General features: G+C 64.4%; 13 protein-coding genes. All 13 read right to left on the bottom strand.

Going from position 1 to position 12,841, the window contains the following annotated elements:
• Positions 1 to 100 precede the first annotated feature (100 nt).
• Entirely contained in the window at positions 101 to 1,276 is a 1,176-nt protein-coding gene (locus K8V11_RS12185) for an MFS transporter (RefSeq protein ID WP_303914656.1), read from the bottom strand.
• Entirely contained in the window at positions 1,273 to 1,878 is a 606-nt protein-coding gene (locus K8V11_RS12180; RefSeq protein WP_303914653.1) for a TetR/AcrR family transcriptional regulator, read from the bottom strand. The genes K8V11_RS12185 and K8V11_RS12180 overlap by 4 nt, the downstream gene beginning before the upstream one ends.
• A 142-nt stretch (positions 1,879 to 2,020) precedes the next feature.
• A complete protein-coding gene (locus K8V11_RS12175; RefSeq protein ID WP_303914649.1) occupies positions 2,021 to 2,950 on the bottom strand; it encodes a ribonuclease H in 930 nt (309 codons plus the stop codon).
• Between the two features lie 31 nt (positions 2,951 to 2,981).
• Positions 2,982 to 4,493, bottom strand: a complete 1,512-nt coding sequence (locus K8V11_RS12170; protein ID WP_303914646.1) for a serine hydrolase — start codon at positions 4,491 to 4,493, stop codon at positions 2,982 to 2,984.
• A gap of 102 nt (positions 4,494 to 4,595) precedes the next feature.
• A complete protein-coding gene (locus K8V11_RS12165) occupies positions 4,596 to 5,255 on the bottom strand; it encodes an acyltransferase (protein WP_303914643.1) in 660 nt (219 codons plus the stop codon).
• Positions 5,256 to 5,412: 157 nt separating this feature from the next.
• Positions 5,413 to 6,198: a succinate dehydrogenase iron-sulfur subunit gene (locus K8V11_RS12160; protein WP_303914640.1), complete on the bottom strand. Its 786-nt coding sequence runs from the start codon at positions 6,196 to 6,198 to the stop codon at positions 5,413 to 5,415.
• Positions 6,198 to 7,967 (bottom strand): succinate dehydrogenase flavoprotein subunit, encoded by a 1,770-nt coding sequence (gene sdhA / locus K8V11_RS12155; RefSeq protein ID WP_303914637.1) that lies wholly within the window; start codon positions 7,965 to 7,967, stop codon positions 6,198 to 6,200. Before sdhA ends, K8V11_RS12160 begins: the two co-directional genes overlap by 1 nt.
• Positions 7,968 to 8,035: 68 nt before the next feature.
• Positions 8,036 to 8,467: a succinate dehydrogenase hydrophobic membrane anchor subunit gene (locus K8V11_RS12150; protein ID WP_303914634.1), complete on the bottom strand. Its 432-nt coding sequence runs from the start codon at positions 8,465 to 8,467 to the stop codon at positions 8,036 to 8,038.
• Between the two features lie 15 nt (positions 8,468 to 8,482).
• Positions 8,483 to 8,893, bottom strand: coding sequence for a succinate dehydrogenase, cytochrome b556 subunit (sdhC, locus tag K8V11_RS12145; RefSeq protein WP_303914631.1), 411 nt, complete (start codon positions 8,891 to 8,893; stop codon positions 8,483 to 8,485).
• A gap of 314 nt (positions 8,894 to 9,207) precedes the next feature.
• Complete coding sequence (locus tag K8V11_RS12140) at positions 9,208 to 10,440, bottom strand: primosomal protein (protein ID WP_303914628.1); 1,233 nt, start codon at positions 10,438 to 10,440, stop codon at positions 9,208 to 9,210.
• Between the two features lie 51 nt (positions 10,441 to 10,491).
• A complete protein-coding gene (locus K8V11_RS12135; RefSeq protein WP_303914625.1) occupies positions 10,492 to 11,130 on the bottom strand; it encodes a hypothetical protein in 639 nt (212 codons plus the stop codon).
• Positions 11,131 to 11,133: 3 nt separating this feature from the next.
• The gene (locus K8V11_RS12130; RefSeq protein ID WP_303914623.1) at positions 11,134 to 12,216 is read right to left on the bottom strand and encodes a C40 family peptidase; all 1,083 of its coding nucleotides are present in this window, start codon (positions 12,214 to 12,216) and stop codon (positions 11,134 to 11,136) included.
• The gene (locus K8V11_RS12125; protein WP_303914620.1) at positions 12,213 to 12,641 is read right to left on the bottom strand and encodes a type VII secretion target; all 429 of its coding nucleotides are present in this window, start codon (positions 12,639 to 12,641) and stop codon (positions 12,213 to 12,215) included. The genes K8V11_RS12130 and K8V11_RS12125 overlap by 4 nt, the downstream gene beginning before the upstream one ends.
• Positions 12,642 to 12,841 lie beyond the last annotated feature (200 nt).

Below are 12,841 nucleotides of genomic sequence, written 5' to 3'. Positions count from 1 at the left end.
CGCAGACATACGAGCGCCTCGGCCTCGTCGCAGCCAAGGGAAACTAAGCGCGGCCCAGAAAGTACGGGCGCGCCACCGGACACGGGGCGCGCCCGTTCTGCTATTTCGCGGTACGCGCCACACTCCGGCTGGCCAAGGCAATGAGTCCGAGCGCTAGCACTCCGAATCCCGCGGCGACCGGTGGGAGCGCTCCGACACCCACAGTGCCGAGAAATATGCCGCCGGCTGCGCCACCGGCGGCGACGCCGAGGTACGTACCCGAAGTGTTCAGTGCCAATGCCTGTGGCGCCACCGGTCCTGCGAGCGCGTGCAGGCGTGCCTGGATCGCGGGCGAGTTCCAGAACGCCATTCCTCCCCATATCGCGGTGAATGTAAGCACGAGTGGAAGCGGCGCCGGGCGCGCGAACCACAATGCCCAGAGAACGAGCATGGTGAGAAAGAAGACGCCGATCCCGACGATGAGCGTGCGATCCGGTCCCCACCGATCTGAGGCGAGTCCGCCGAGCCAGATCCCCGCGATGCCCGCGAGACCGGCGATGGCGAAACTCACGGCCCGCTCGCTGACTCCTCCCGTGGTGGTTTCGGTGAGATACGGCGCGAGGTAGGTGAGAAGCATCATCGACCCCGTCATCAGCGCGGCGTTCGCGAGCAGCCCCATGACTATCGGTAATCGGGTGAGCGTGCCGAGCTGCTCGCCGAGGGTAGGCGCCGGTTCCACGAGTCCGCCTCGTGGAAGTGTGGCGAGCAGCGTAAACAGTGCGCACAGTCCTGTCACCGCCATGGCTGCAAACGTCGCACGCCAGCCGACACTCCCACCGATCCACGTCCCGATGGGAACGCCCGCGGCAATCGAGCCGGTGACTCCCAGCGCCACGACCGCGATAAAACGCCCGACTCGTTCCGGAGGCGCATTCGCCGCTGCGTAGGCGAACAGGGCCGGGGTTATGCTTGCTGCGGCCAATGCGGCGAATACCCGTAGAACCAGCAGAACTGTGTACGACGGCGTGGCGGCCGCGCAAAGATTCGCGAGCGCGAAAACGACGAGCGCGCCGGTGAACAATCTTCGGCGAGGGACGTTTGCGAACAACACGGCGGCAAGTGGAGCGGCCACGGCGACCGTGAGGGAGAACACCGTAACCAGTTGTCCGGCGCCGGCGGTTGTGACATTGAGATCTGCGGCCATCTCCGGGAGTAGTCCGGCGATGACATAGTCGTCGGTATAGACGACGAATGCAGCGAAGAACAGTGCAAACAGCCAGCCTGGTCCCGTTTTCATGGCATTGCTCTGCGGCCGACGAGCAGCGCGAGGTGAGACTGGAGAGTGTCGGCGATGTCTGCTGCACCGATACTGCCGTGCGGGGTGATCGCGTCCATCGTCAGCCCTCCGATCAACGCCGTGGTTTGTCGCGCGGCGCGATTGGGCCCCGGAACGGCGGCAGCCGTATAGGCATCGGCAACAACGGCGTGGAGACTGTCGTGCATCTTCCTCGAAAGCGCGGCCAAGTTCGGATGCAAACGTGAGGCGAGGACGAACTCCACGACGACAATCGCCTCGTCCGTGCGTGCAGCGTCCATGGGCAGCACCTGCTCGAGCAGTGAGCGAAGATTCTTGATTGTTTCGGCATCATTCGCGTGACGTAGACCTTCGGTCGAAATCGCGCCGAGTCGGGAGTCCATGCGATCGGCCGCCTCGGTAGCGGCAGCGACCAGCAGGTCTCCGTGGCCGTGGAAAAAGTGTCGTACCGAGCCGATATTAAGGCCTGCTTCCGCCGCGACCTTGCGAAGCGATGCGCCTTCGAATCCTTCGGCGACGACGCATCGGAAGGCAGCGTCGACGACGTGCTTTCGACGTTCTTCTGGGTCGACTCGGGCAGGCATGGGGATGCTTTCGTCTTCGGAAGTGGCGTGAACCCGAAAGTAAGGGAGCGATCGGCGAACGCCAGAAATTTATCACAAGTGTGATAAATAAATCCAGGATAGCGATCCGGGCCAACATGTAAGGCGAAAAATGGAGAAGGGCTTAGGCGCCCGCGGCGAGCGTCGCGAGCTCCCATTTCTTGCCGTCGAGAACCCACACCTCGAGCGCGCCGTCTTCGCGCGAAACCATGACACATGAGCGTCCCGCGGCCCATGCGTGTGCCTCTTCGCCGTGCAGAGCGGGCTCACCGATCTTTCGGAATTCGGCATGGAACGGCTCCCCGCCGCCCGAATGCCAGGCCGCGCGAGCCTTCCGCACCGAGGACACCGCGTCCGCGGCCGCCGGACCTACCGTGGCCGCTGGGGAGGCGGCGGCGGGCGCTGACTCTTCGCCGGAGGGTAGATCGAACAGGCTCGGCGCGTCGGCACCGGCGGAGGCGCCGCGTGCTGAGGAACCCGAGGGCGTGGCGGCGCGGGGAGGGGCGGCGTCCGGCGTCATACCCGAATCCCGCGCCGCATCCGCAGGGTCGGGGCCCTCGCCCGCGAAGGCGGAGGCGCCGGGGATCCCGGGCCCACCTTCGGGGGACGAGCACTTTGAGTATTTCTGCGCGGCGCCGTTGGCGAGTCGGTCGGCCTTCTCGTTGAGCTCATGGCCCGCATGGCCTTTGACCCAGCGGAACGTGACCTCGCGGCCCGCTGACTTCGCGGCGGCGAGTTCCGCGTCGAGCGCGCGCATGATCTCGACGTTGAGCACCGGCTTGCCGTCGGCCTTCTTCCAGCCCTTGCGCTTCCAGCCGTGCATCCACTTGGTGACCGAGTTGATCACGTATTGCGAGTCGCAGAGGATCTCCAACGGCTCGCCGAGACCGCGCGTCTGGCGCAGGAGATCGAGCACCGCGACGAGCTCGCCCTGGTTATTGGTGCCGCGCTTCCAGCCGCCGCACGCCCACCTGTCCGAGTCGATGTACCAACCCCACCCCGCTGGGCCGGGATTGCCGAGGGCCGAACCGTCTGCTGCCGCGATGATCGTCACGGCTACCGATTGTGCCAGGGGCGTGCCGCGGTCAGCGCTTGCGCCCCGCGCGCACGAAGAGAAGGCACACGGCGAGTAGCGCGGCGATGCCGAACCACGCGACGACGGGGACGCGGTCGGAGATCGTTGCAAGTATCCCGTCGGAGTCGTCGGAGCCGGGCGATTTGGGGGTGCCGTCGGCATGCGCTCCGGCTGCCCGCGCGGCATCGTCGGAGCTGCCGACAAGTTCGCCGACCCCGTCGGTGCCCGGGTCGGTGGCGAAGCCCGCGTCGAGGAGCTCCTGCGCCTGCTCGAAACTGGTCTTAGGGGTGGACGTGCCGTCCATGAGGACCACGATGAGCTTGCGCCCATCGCGCTCGGCGCCGGCGACGAAGGTTTGACGCGCGTCGTCGGTGAACCCGGTTTTTCCGCCGATCGTGCCCGGGTATTCCTCAAGCAGGCGGTTGTCGTTATAGACGACGAAGCCCTTGCGTACGAGATCCCCGTCCGGGGTGGTCACGCTCCCGTCGCCGTTGTCGACGTTTCCGGCGTCGTCGGTCGCGCCGGGTTCGTCCACCGGAGGGTTCTCCGGGTCCGGCGGCGCCGCCGCGGGTCCCGCGGGATAGCCGGGGAAGCCGATTCTCTCGGTGGTGACGATGTCGCGGTACACGTCGTTCTTCAGCGCCGCGGAGAACATCAGAGACATGTCGTAGGCCGAGGTCATGTTTCCCGGCTTGTCCAGCCCGGAAATGGATGTCGGATTCGTGTCCGTGCAGCCGATCTCCTCGCACTTTTCGCGCATGAGCTCGAGCGTGCGCTCCTCGCCGCCGAGCTGGTTGGCGAGCGCGTACGCGGCGTCGTTGCCCGAGATGAGCAGCAACCCGGAGAAGATTGTGCGCAGCGAGTATTCGCCGCCCGCGCCAAGCCCGACGAGCGTGCCCTCGGCGCCCTCGAGATCTTCTTCGGTGAGTGTGACGACCTTGTCGAGATCGAGGTGGTCGAGGACGACGAGGGCGAGCAACGTCTTGATGATCGACGCGGGCCGGTAGCGGCCGTGTGGGTCCTGGGTGGCCAGTACCTTGCGCGATTCAGCATCGGCGACGATCCAGCCCGACGCCGTGATATCCGGGGGAACGACGAAATCCTGCTCGGTGACCGGCTCGCAGCCACCGAGCTTCTCGCCGCCGGCAGGCTCGTCCGGTATCGGCGGCGCCTCCGGGACGCGCTGGCCCGGCTGTGGCACCTCCGACTCGTCGACGGGGGGCGGCGGAGTCTGGGTGTACGGGCACCCCGTGAGGTCGCGCGGGGTGGAGAAGTACTGGAAGTTCGGCTCGGTCGGCAGCGGCTGCGGTTCCGGCGCCTTCGTGATGTCGACCGACGGGTCGAGTCCGGCCACTCCCGGCTGGATCGTCTGCTCCGCCATCGGATCGGCGCCAACATCCTGCGCATACGCCGGCGAGACGGCGCCCGGTGCGGCGAGAACAGGCGCTGTGGCAACCCCCAGCCCCATGACGGCGGAGAGCGCAATTGCCCGGTGGGTTCGGAGCGTGGGGCGAATCGGCATGAGAAATACCCTAAGTCCTCGGACCTGACTCGGCGGTAGTGGCCCCGCTTCTACGGGTGAGATGCCGAGAAGACAGCGCGGTCGGCGCAGGGTGGGGCATTTCTAGCAAGCGGTATGCGCGCCGGGATCCATGTGTGACGCCGGAGGTCGCCCATTCTTGGCCCACGCGATCCGTTCGCGCTTGACCGTCGCCGGCTGTCCCACCGCGAGGCAGTGGTCGCCGATCGGTTTCGACGCGGTGACGATCGACATCGTTCCGACCACCGAACCGTGCCCGATACGGGCGCCGCCCATGAGCTGGACCCCGTATCCGAGCCAGACATCGGAGCCGATGGACACGTCGCGGGCGAAGTTGATCCGCTCCCTGGTGTCGAGATCGAAAATGGGGTGATGGTCGTATGCCCGGATGGTCGCCTTGTCCGCGAACAGGCAGTTGTCGCCGATCTCGACCGTGCAGCCGTCCTCGGTCACCACGCTGAACATACCGGTCACGTTGAGTCGCTTGCCGATACGTATGGTGCAGTCGTGGCCGAGTTCAAGCTGGCCGATACACTGCGCGCCATCGTCGACCTCGACGGTGCCGCCGGAGTCGTTGAAGTAGATGTGGGTCATCCAATTGACGTCCTCGCCGAACCTCACGGTGCAATTGTCCGATCCGAACACCACTTGGGTCTGCGGTTGGACGACGGCGGGCGTCCCGATGATCCGATTACCTCGGGCATCGGAGTAGTCGGTGATCTCGTCGCCTCTCAAGACGGTCACGCATGGCATTCCAAATATATTAGTCGCTGGACGCGTGCTCGCTGGAGGCGACCGCCGGAAATGCGAAACCCGCCCGCAGCGGAGAGGATCCTCCATTGCGGGCGGGCATGTCCGCCGTCATACCGCGATTGCGGATTCGGGCGAAGGGGAGCAGCGACTACCGTGCGAACAGCAGTGCGCGCTTGACTTCCTGGATCGCCTGGGTCACCTGGATGCCACGCGGGCAGGAATCGGTGCAGTTGAAGGTCGTGCGGCAGCGCCACACACCCTCGGCGTCGTTGAGGATCTCGAGGCGCTCCGCAGCACCTTCGTCACGGGAGTCGAAGATGAAGCGGTGCGCGTTGACGATCGCCGCGGGACCGAAGTACGAGCCGTCGTTCCAGAACACCGGGCAGCTGGTCGTGCAGCAGGCGCAGAGGATGCACTTGGTGGTGTCGTCGAAGCGCGCACGGTCGGTCGCCGACTGGATGTGCTCGCTCGTCGGCTGGTTGCCACTCGTGATGAGGTACGGCTTGATGTCGCGGTAGGCCTTGAAGAACGGCTCCATGTCGACATAGAGGTCCTTCTCGACCGGCAGGCCACGGATCGGCTCAACCGTGATCGTGATGGAGGAGCCGTCCTTGGGCAGCATGTCCTTCATCAGCACCTTGCAGGCGAGGCGGTTGACGCCGTTGACGCGCATCGCGTCCGAACCGCACACGCCGTGGGCGCAGGAGCGGCGGAAGGCGAGAGAACCATCGAGGTAGTTCTTGGTGTAGAGGAGGAGGTTGAGCAGGCGGTCGGTCGGCAGCGCCGGCACCGAGAACTCCTGCCAACCGTTCTTCGTTTCGTCCTCCGGGTTGAAACGCATGATCCGCAGCGTGATCATCGTCGAACCCTCGGGCACGGGTGCGTTGGTGTCCGAGGAAGACTGGGTGGTTGGATTCTCAGCTGTAGCGGTCATTAGTACTTACGCTCCATCGGCTCGTAGCGGGTCTGCACGACCGGCTTCCACGTGAGCTCGATCTCGGACAGGAGGTCGAGTCCATCCTTCTTGGTCGCCATGGTGTGCTTCATGAACTTCTCGTCGTCACGCTTTTGGAAGTCCTCGCGGGCGTGGCCGCCGCGCGACTCCTCGCGATTGAGGGCGCCGATAACGGTGACCTCGGCGAGCTCCAACAGGAAGCCGAGCTCGATCGCCTCGAGCAGCTCGGTGTTGAAGCGTCGTCCCTTATCGGAGACGACCACATGGTTGTAGCGCTTCTTGAGCTTGCGAATCTCGTCGCGCGCATCAGTGAGCGTCTCCTCGGTGCGGAACACCGAAGCCTTGTCGTCCATCATCGCCTGGAGCTCGAAGCGGATATTGGCAGCGTTCTCGTTGCCGTGATCCGAGAGCATCTGGTCGAGCCAGTCGGCGACCATCTTCTCCGGCGTCTCGGGAAGCTCGACGAAGTCGTGGGTCCGCGCGTATTCCGCGGCGGCGATGCCCGAGCGCTTGCCGAAGACGTTGATGTCCAGAAGCGAGTTGGTGCCGAGACGGTTGGAACCATGCACGGACACGCAGGCGCACTCGCCGGCGGCGTACATGCCGGGGACGACGTCGTCGGAATTGCGAAGAACCTCGCCGGTGACGTTGGTGGGGATACCACCCATGACGTAGTGACACGTCGGGAACACCGGCACGAGCTCGGTGACCGGGTCGACGCCGAGGTAGGTGCGGGAGAACTCGGTGATGTCGGGAAGTTTCTCGTTGAGAACGTCCTCGCCGAGGTGGGTGACGTCGATGTAGACGTAGTCCTTGTTCGGCCCTGCGCCGCGACCCTCGCGCACTTCCTGAACCATGGAGCGGGCGACGATATCGCGGGGAGCGAGGTCCTTGATCGTCGGGGCGTAGCGCTCCATGAAGCGCTCGCCCTCGGAGTTGCGGAGGATCCCTCCCTCGCCGCGGACGGCCTCGGAAATAAGGATGCCGAGACCGGCCAACCCTGTCGGGTGGAACTGGTGGAACTCCATGTCCTCGAGCGGGAAGCCCTTGCGGAAGACGACGGCCATGCCGTCACCTGTGAGGGTGTGGGCGTTCGAGGTGGTCTTGTACATACGACCCGAACCACCGGTGGCGAAGACGACGGCCTTCGAGTGGAACACATGGAGGTCGCCGGTGGCCAGTTCGTATGCCACGGCGCCCGTTGCCACGGGGCCTTCCTCGGTCTGGGTGATGCACACGTCGAGGACGTAGAACTCGTTGAAGAACTCCACATCGTGCTTGACGCAGTTCTGATAAAGCGTCTGCAAAATCATGTGGCCCGTGCGGTCCGCGGCGTAGCAGGCGCGGCGCACCGGAGCCTTGCCGTGGTCACGCGTGTGGCCACCGAAGCGGCGCTGGTCGATCTTGCCCTCGGGCGTGCGGTTGAACGGCAGGCCCATGTTCTCGAGGTCGATGACGGCGGTGATGGCTTCCTTCGCCATGATCTCCGCGGCATCCTGATCGACAAGGTAGTCGCCACCCTTGACGGTGTCGAAGGTGTGCCACTCCCAGTTGTCTTCCTCGACATTGGCGAGGGCCGCACACATGCCGCCCTGCGCCGCGCCGGTGTGGGAGCGGGTCGGGTAGAGCTTGGTGAGCACTGCGGTGCGCACGCGCGGACCCGCCTCGATCGCGGCACGCATACCCGCGCCGCCGGCGCCGACGATTACGACGTCGTACTGGTGATTGTGTACTGGACGTTCAGTCATGGCCTGAAGACTTCTCGCTTTCGCAAAAATATGAATTATGTGGCTGCTGGCTGGAGTGGGCCCGCGTCTTAGACGTGGTAGGCCATGCCGAACAGCGCGTAGGTACCGAGTGCGAGGATGAGCACGGTCGCAAAGGCCAACAGCAGGTTGAGCCAGAAACGCGTGGAGTCCTTGCGTGCATAGTCCGCAATGACGACGCGGACGCCGTTTGCGCCGTGCAGCTGCGCGAGCCAGAGCATGAGAATGTCCCACGTGCCCCAGAACGGCGTCTGCCACCGTTCAGCTACGTAGTTGAAGTCGATCCGGTGGACGCCATCTCCGATGAGTAGACCGATCGTGAGGTGGCCGATCACGAGCACGACGAGAGCTGCGCCGGAAATGCGCATGAACAGCCATGCGTTGCGTTCGAAGTTCCCGCCGTTGCGAAGACGCGGGGAACGCGGCTGCGCGAGCGATGCGGGGCGATCGTACGACGTCTGGAGAACTGGTGCTTCTGCCATGATTGTCGTTCTCCTTTACAGGTGCGAGAAGAGGAGGAAGAGCTGACGGGACGCGAAGCCTGCGAATACGACGACCCACAGGCCGAGTGCGATCCAGAGCATCTGACGCTGGTACTTCACGCCCTTCGACCAGAAGTCGATGAGGATGATCCGCACACCGTTGAACGCGTGGAACAGGAGCAGGGCCACCAGGCCGATCTCAAGCAGGCCGACAATCGGTGACTTGTAGGTGTCGATGATGGAGTTGTACGTCTCCGGGCTGACGGTGACCATCGATGTATCGAGCACGTGCACGAAGAGATAGAAGAAGAGCGCGACACCAGTGATGCGGTGCAGAACCCAGGACCACATCCCCGGATCGCCCTTGTAAATGGAGAGCTTTCTGTCACGCGCCTGCGGCGGGTGAGCTTGAGCCTGACTTGTCATGGGGTTGTGGCGCCTCCGTTATCTCAAGCGGTGTTGGGGCGGGCGAGAAGCAGTTCTAAGAACTTTCATAGACTCGCGTCCCCCTTCACCGCGCACACAAAGTGGCAGCGATGTAGGTATATGCAAACCATAGTCCTCAGCGGCGTAATACACACAGTTGGGGGCCACTTTTCAGGGTCATTAAGAGCGCCTAAAAAGGCTTAGGAGACCCTTGCTGAATACGTATTTTTATCCAATGAGACGCCCCCGGAACTGCAGCTTTGCCGCAACTCCGGGGGCGTTATGGAAATCGATATATCAAGATGTGGGATTACTCACTCGGCGTCGGGGGTTGTGAGCACGTCGTCAATATTGTCGACGAGGTCGCGCCAGTCCGCAAATTCCTCATCGAACGGCCCCTCTGGTTCGAGCAGCGTGGTGTCGTTCGGGGATAGTACGAAATTGACGTATCGCCGCAGTGGGCCACCCTTTCTCACCGGTCCGGCGAGCCCTTCGTCCGAAAGGTACGTCGACAGGTCGAGGACGAGCTCGACCGCGAGATCGAGCTGGTCGGCGTCGACCTCGGCCGGGCCGACGAGGATGTCCTGGGAGAGTCCGTCGAGCACGTAGGTGTTGGCTCCGGTAACAATGACGTCGAGCGAGCCATCGACCGCGGCGGCCTTGATGAGTTCGTAGGTTTCGACCCGGGAAAGGGTCTCGTCGTCGTTGTCGGCGAGGTAGCGTCCGAGCGCCCGCGAATTGGGAAACGCGAAGACCGAGTCGCTGTCGCCGAGGAACACCGGGCGTTCGCCGAGGTAACAACGGAGCGTGATGTAGTCGCCTTCGGGGAGAACGATGCGGACCGGGTCGATGCCGGCCTTGACCCATACCGAATCCGATGGGTAATCCGAATCGATCAGGGCCGCAGCCTTTTCCTTGCGCTCCTTTTCTTTTTCCTCACGAGCCTCGGAGGCTTCCTTGAGCTCCGCGGCAGCCTTGCGTGAGGCCTCGGCATCCACCTGGGGCGAAGTGAGGATGTCGTCGATCGCGTCGAGCACGTCGTCCCAATGCTTCGAGACGATCTTGCGTATCTGCTTCCAGTCCTTGAGTCCCTCGCGGTCGGCGAAGTTGTCGTAGCCGCCGGTGACACGCGCAAGAATGGGATTGCCGTCGAAGAATTTGGTGACAGTGCTGAGTTCGCAGACCTCGCCGATCGACCGCGCGATGGAGAACGACTCGTCGATCTCGTCGACACTCGACTCCGTGGGCTTGTTGCTCAGTAGTTCGGCAACCCCGACGAGGTCGAAGCTGTGGTCGTCGTCCGCTTCGAACGACAATGCGTCGCCCTGTGCAGCGGTGTCCCACGACGGGTGGTCGTCGAGGTCGTGCTGCTTGCCGGAGCGCACGAAGGCGACGAGATCGGCAGTACTGGAGAAGCCGAAAAGATCGTCTTCGTCGCCCAGGAACGCTTCCCAGGTCTCGCCGTCTTCACGCCATTCCGGCGCCCACAGCGTAGTGATGTCTCCAGAGGGGAGACCGAGAAAAATGGGAACGATGTCCGAAGCCATGGGATACACCTTATCGTCATGGTCCCGGCGATGTCCCGCAGCGGTGGCGGGTCAATTCCACTTCCGCGCCAAGGAGTTCACCAGAACAGCCCCGAGCGCATCTTCGATGACCGACGCACGAGAGTCATTGGCTGCGGAAATCGCCTTTGCCGCGGCGGAGACGATGGCCCTCTCCGCCACGGCGATCCCCTCGGAAGCGAGAAGTGGCGACAGCGTCATGGCGGTGACCGTTCCCGATGAGTTCGCAGTCGTTTGCACGAGGTTCGAAGGATCGGCGCCCATCGTGGTGCTGGTCAATAATTCGTGATGTGAGCGGGTCAGGCAATTGGCAACGGTGTGGAGTCGGCTGAGGCATTCCTCCACGTCGAGGCGCCCCGAGGGGGCTTCGATCGGGTCCTCGCCGGCATCCAACCATCCGGCATCATCGGCGGAATCGTTGACTTCCTCGGAATTACTCGACAGAGCGCCGAGATGATGCTGGCAGGCCGCCGATGCGTCGGAGAACGCGGAGACCAGGATTCGAGAAAGATCCTCTGCGCGGCGCCCGAATACCTCGGGCGGCACGTGGAGCTCGAGCGGAACGCAGTCGGGTCCGAGCGTGAGCTGAATCCCCGAGATCGCGCATTCGTAATCGAAATTCCGCGTGCCGGCCGATTCGGCGGTGAGACTCTGCTGCTCCTTGGTTTCCACCGGCTACTCGCTCGTCGGGCGGTAGAAACCGAGGAACTGCATACCGATATTGTCCGTGCGCACCGAGGAGACGCTCACCGGATCCCCGGCTTCGACGATTTGGCCGTCACCTATGTACATGGCGACGTGTCCGTCCCACACCGCCAGGTCCCCGGGCAGGAGCTCGTCCTGGCTCACCTGGTCACCGACGGTCTGGTCGATGGCCACCCGCGGGATCTCGACGCCGGCCTCGCCGTACGCCCATTGCATAAGGCCGCTGCAGTCGAATCCGACGCCGGGCGTAGTGCCGCCCCAGGAATACGGAACACCCTGCTGACTCAACGCAGACGACACTGCCTGCGCGGCCTGCTCGTTCGGGGCTTCGACCTCAGCGCCGGAAGGCAGAGTCACGGACGCTCCGTCGACCGACCCAGAATCGCCTTCATCCGACGAATTAGCCGACGAGTCCATATTGCCGGTCGCTCCCGCCCCCATTCCGACGCTTGCGCCTCCACCTGGGCCTTCTCCGGACGCCGTGACAGTGGGCGCGGAGGCGTTCGCCATACCTGGAAGCATCGCCCGCGGGGCGGTGCCTAATTCCGCCGCGATACCCCACATACGTGCCGTCGGGCCTGCAAGCTCTTCCTTGACGCGTTGCACGACGACGAGCGCCGCCGAGATCGCCTCAGAAACCACACCGAGAATCGCAACCTGCCCGGCCGGGGTGAGGGCACCGGGCATGAGAACGACTGCCTGCGTGGCGCAACGTTGCGCAATGCCGGCGACCTCGATAGCGCCGCGAATGACAATCTGCGCGGCGACTGACGTAAGCGTGCCGATCTCTATGCCCGAAGTGCCGAGCTCGGTGAGCGTGGTCGCGGCGGTGGCCAGCGATTCCTGTGCGCCGAGAGAAGCCGCGCCCTCCCAGGCGACCTCGGTGAAGTTGATCGCCGCGGGCAGCACCTCGACTGCCGCATCGATCGTTGAACCGACACCCGGCATGACCTGGGATGCCAGAGGCGCGACGGCATCGACCGCGCCGAGAAGCTGTTGAGCCTCTACAAGGGGGCCGGCGAGAGCTCCCAGGGGAGCGGCGAGCGTGCTCATACCTTCATCTCCCCGGCTCCTGTGGCGTCCGCCGCGTTGAGGGAGCCCGCAGCGGAATCGTCCACACCCTCGAACGCGTTCGCGCAGGCCCTGCACAGTTGGCCGGCCGCGCCGACGCAGCGGCCGGTGTGGGCGAGCAATTGCCTGTGCCGGGTCGTCGCGGCATCGAACGCCGCGAGAAACTCGCCTCCCACTGGGCCTAGAGCAACCGCGAGCACGTCCATGGGGATCGACTCGTATGCGGCGAGCCCATCGCTCACCAAGGCGGAGGCATTCTCTAATTCCGCCCCCACGCGTTCGAGTTCCCTCGGATCCACCGCGGTGGTCCCCGAGGCCTGGGCGGGCGTGAAGGAGCGCGGCGCGGATCCCGGCAAGGGCGAGGAGTCTCCGGCGGGTGCCGGGTCCGGGCCAGTGTGTTCGAGCACCGAGGAACCTCCCAGGTTGAGCCTCGCGCGCAGGGCGCGTGCGGCTTGATGGTCTCAACGCCGCGGATTCGGCGTCACCCCACACGACGTCGCCCGGGGGCGATCAGGTTCCCCGCCACGAAATAAATCCTCAAATGGGCGTCGGCGTGCGAAACTTGGCTGCGTGGAACCAAACGTCATCACACATCCCCTCGTCGCCG

Source organism: Dietzia timorensis (genome assembly GCF_020742175.1).
Lineage (GTDB): Bacteria > Actinomycetota > Actinomycetes > Mycobacteriales > Mycobacteriaceae > Dietzia > Dietzia timorensis_A.
Note: the sequence above shows the minus strand (reverse complement) of the source record. Positions and strands in the feature narration are given on the sequence as shown.

Bases quoted from the DNA above. Each gene is read 5' to 3' on its own strand.
- K8V11_RS12185 (WP_303914656.1), bottom strand. From the start codon at position 1,276: ATGAAAACGGGACCAGGCTGGCTGTTTGCACTGTTCTTCGCTGCATTC.
- K8V11_RS12180 (WP_303914653.1), bottom strand. From the start codon at position 1,878: ATGCCTGCCCGAGTCGACCCAGAAGAACGTCGAAAGCACGTCGTCGAC.
- K8V11_RS12170 (WP_303914646.1), bottom strand. From the start codon at position 4,493: ATGCCGATTCGCCCCACGCTCCGAACCCACCGGGCAATTGCGCTCTCC.
- K8V11_RS12160 (WP_303914640.1), bottom strand. From the start codon at position 6,198: ATGACCGCTACAGCTGAGAATCCAACCACCCAGTCTTCCTCGGACACC.
- sdhA (WP_303914637.1), bottom strand. From the start codon at position 7,967: ATGACTGAACGTCCAGTACACAATCACCAGTACGACGTCGTAATCGTC.
- K8V11_RS12150 (WP_303914634.1), bottom strand. From the start codon at position 8,467: ATGGCAGAAGCACCAGTTCTCCAGACGTCGTACGATCGCCCCGCATCG.
- sdhC (WP_303914631.1), bottom strand. From the start codon at position 8,893: ATGACAAGTCAGGCTCAAGCTCACCCGCCGCAGGCGCGTGACAGAAAG.
- K8V11_RS12140 (WP_303914628.1), bottom strand. From the start codon at position 10,440: ATGGCTTCGGACATCGTTCCCATTTTTCTCGGTCTCCCCTCTGGAGAC.
- K8V11_RS12130 (WP_303914623.1), bottom strand. From the start codon at position 12,216: ATGAGCACGCTCGCCGCTCCCCTGGGAGCTCTCGCCGGCCCCCTTGTA.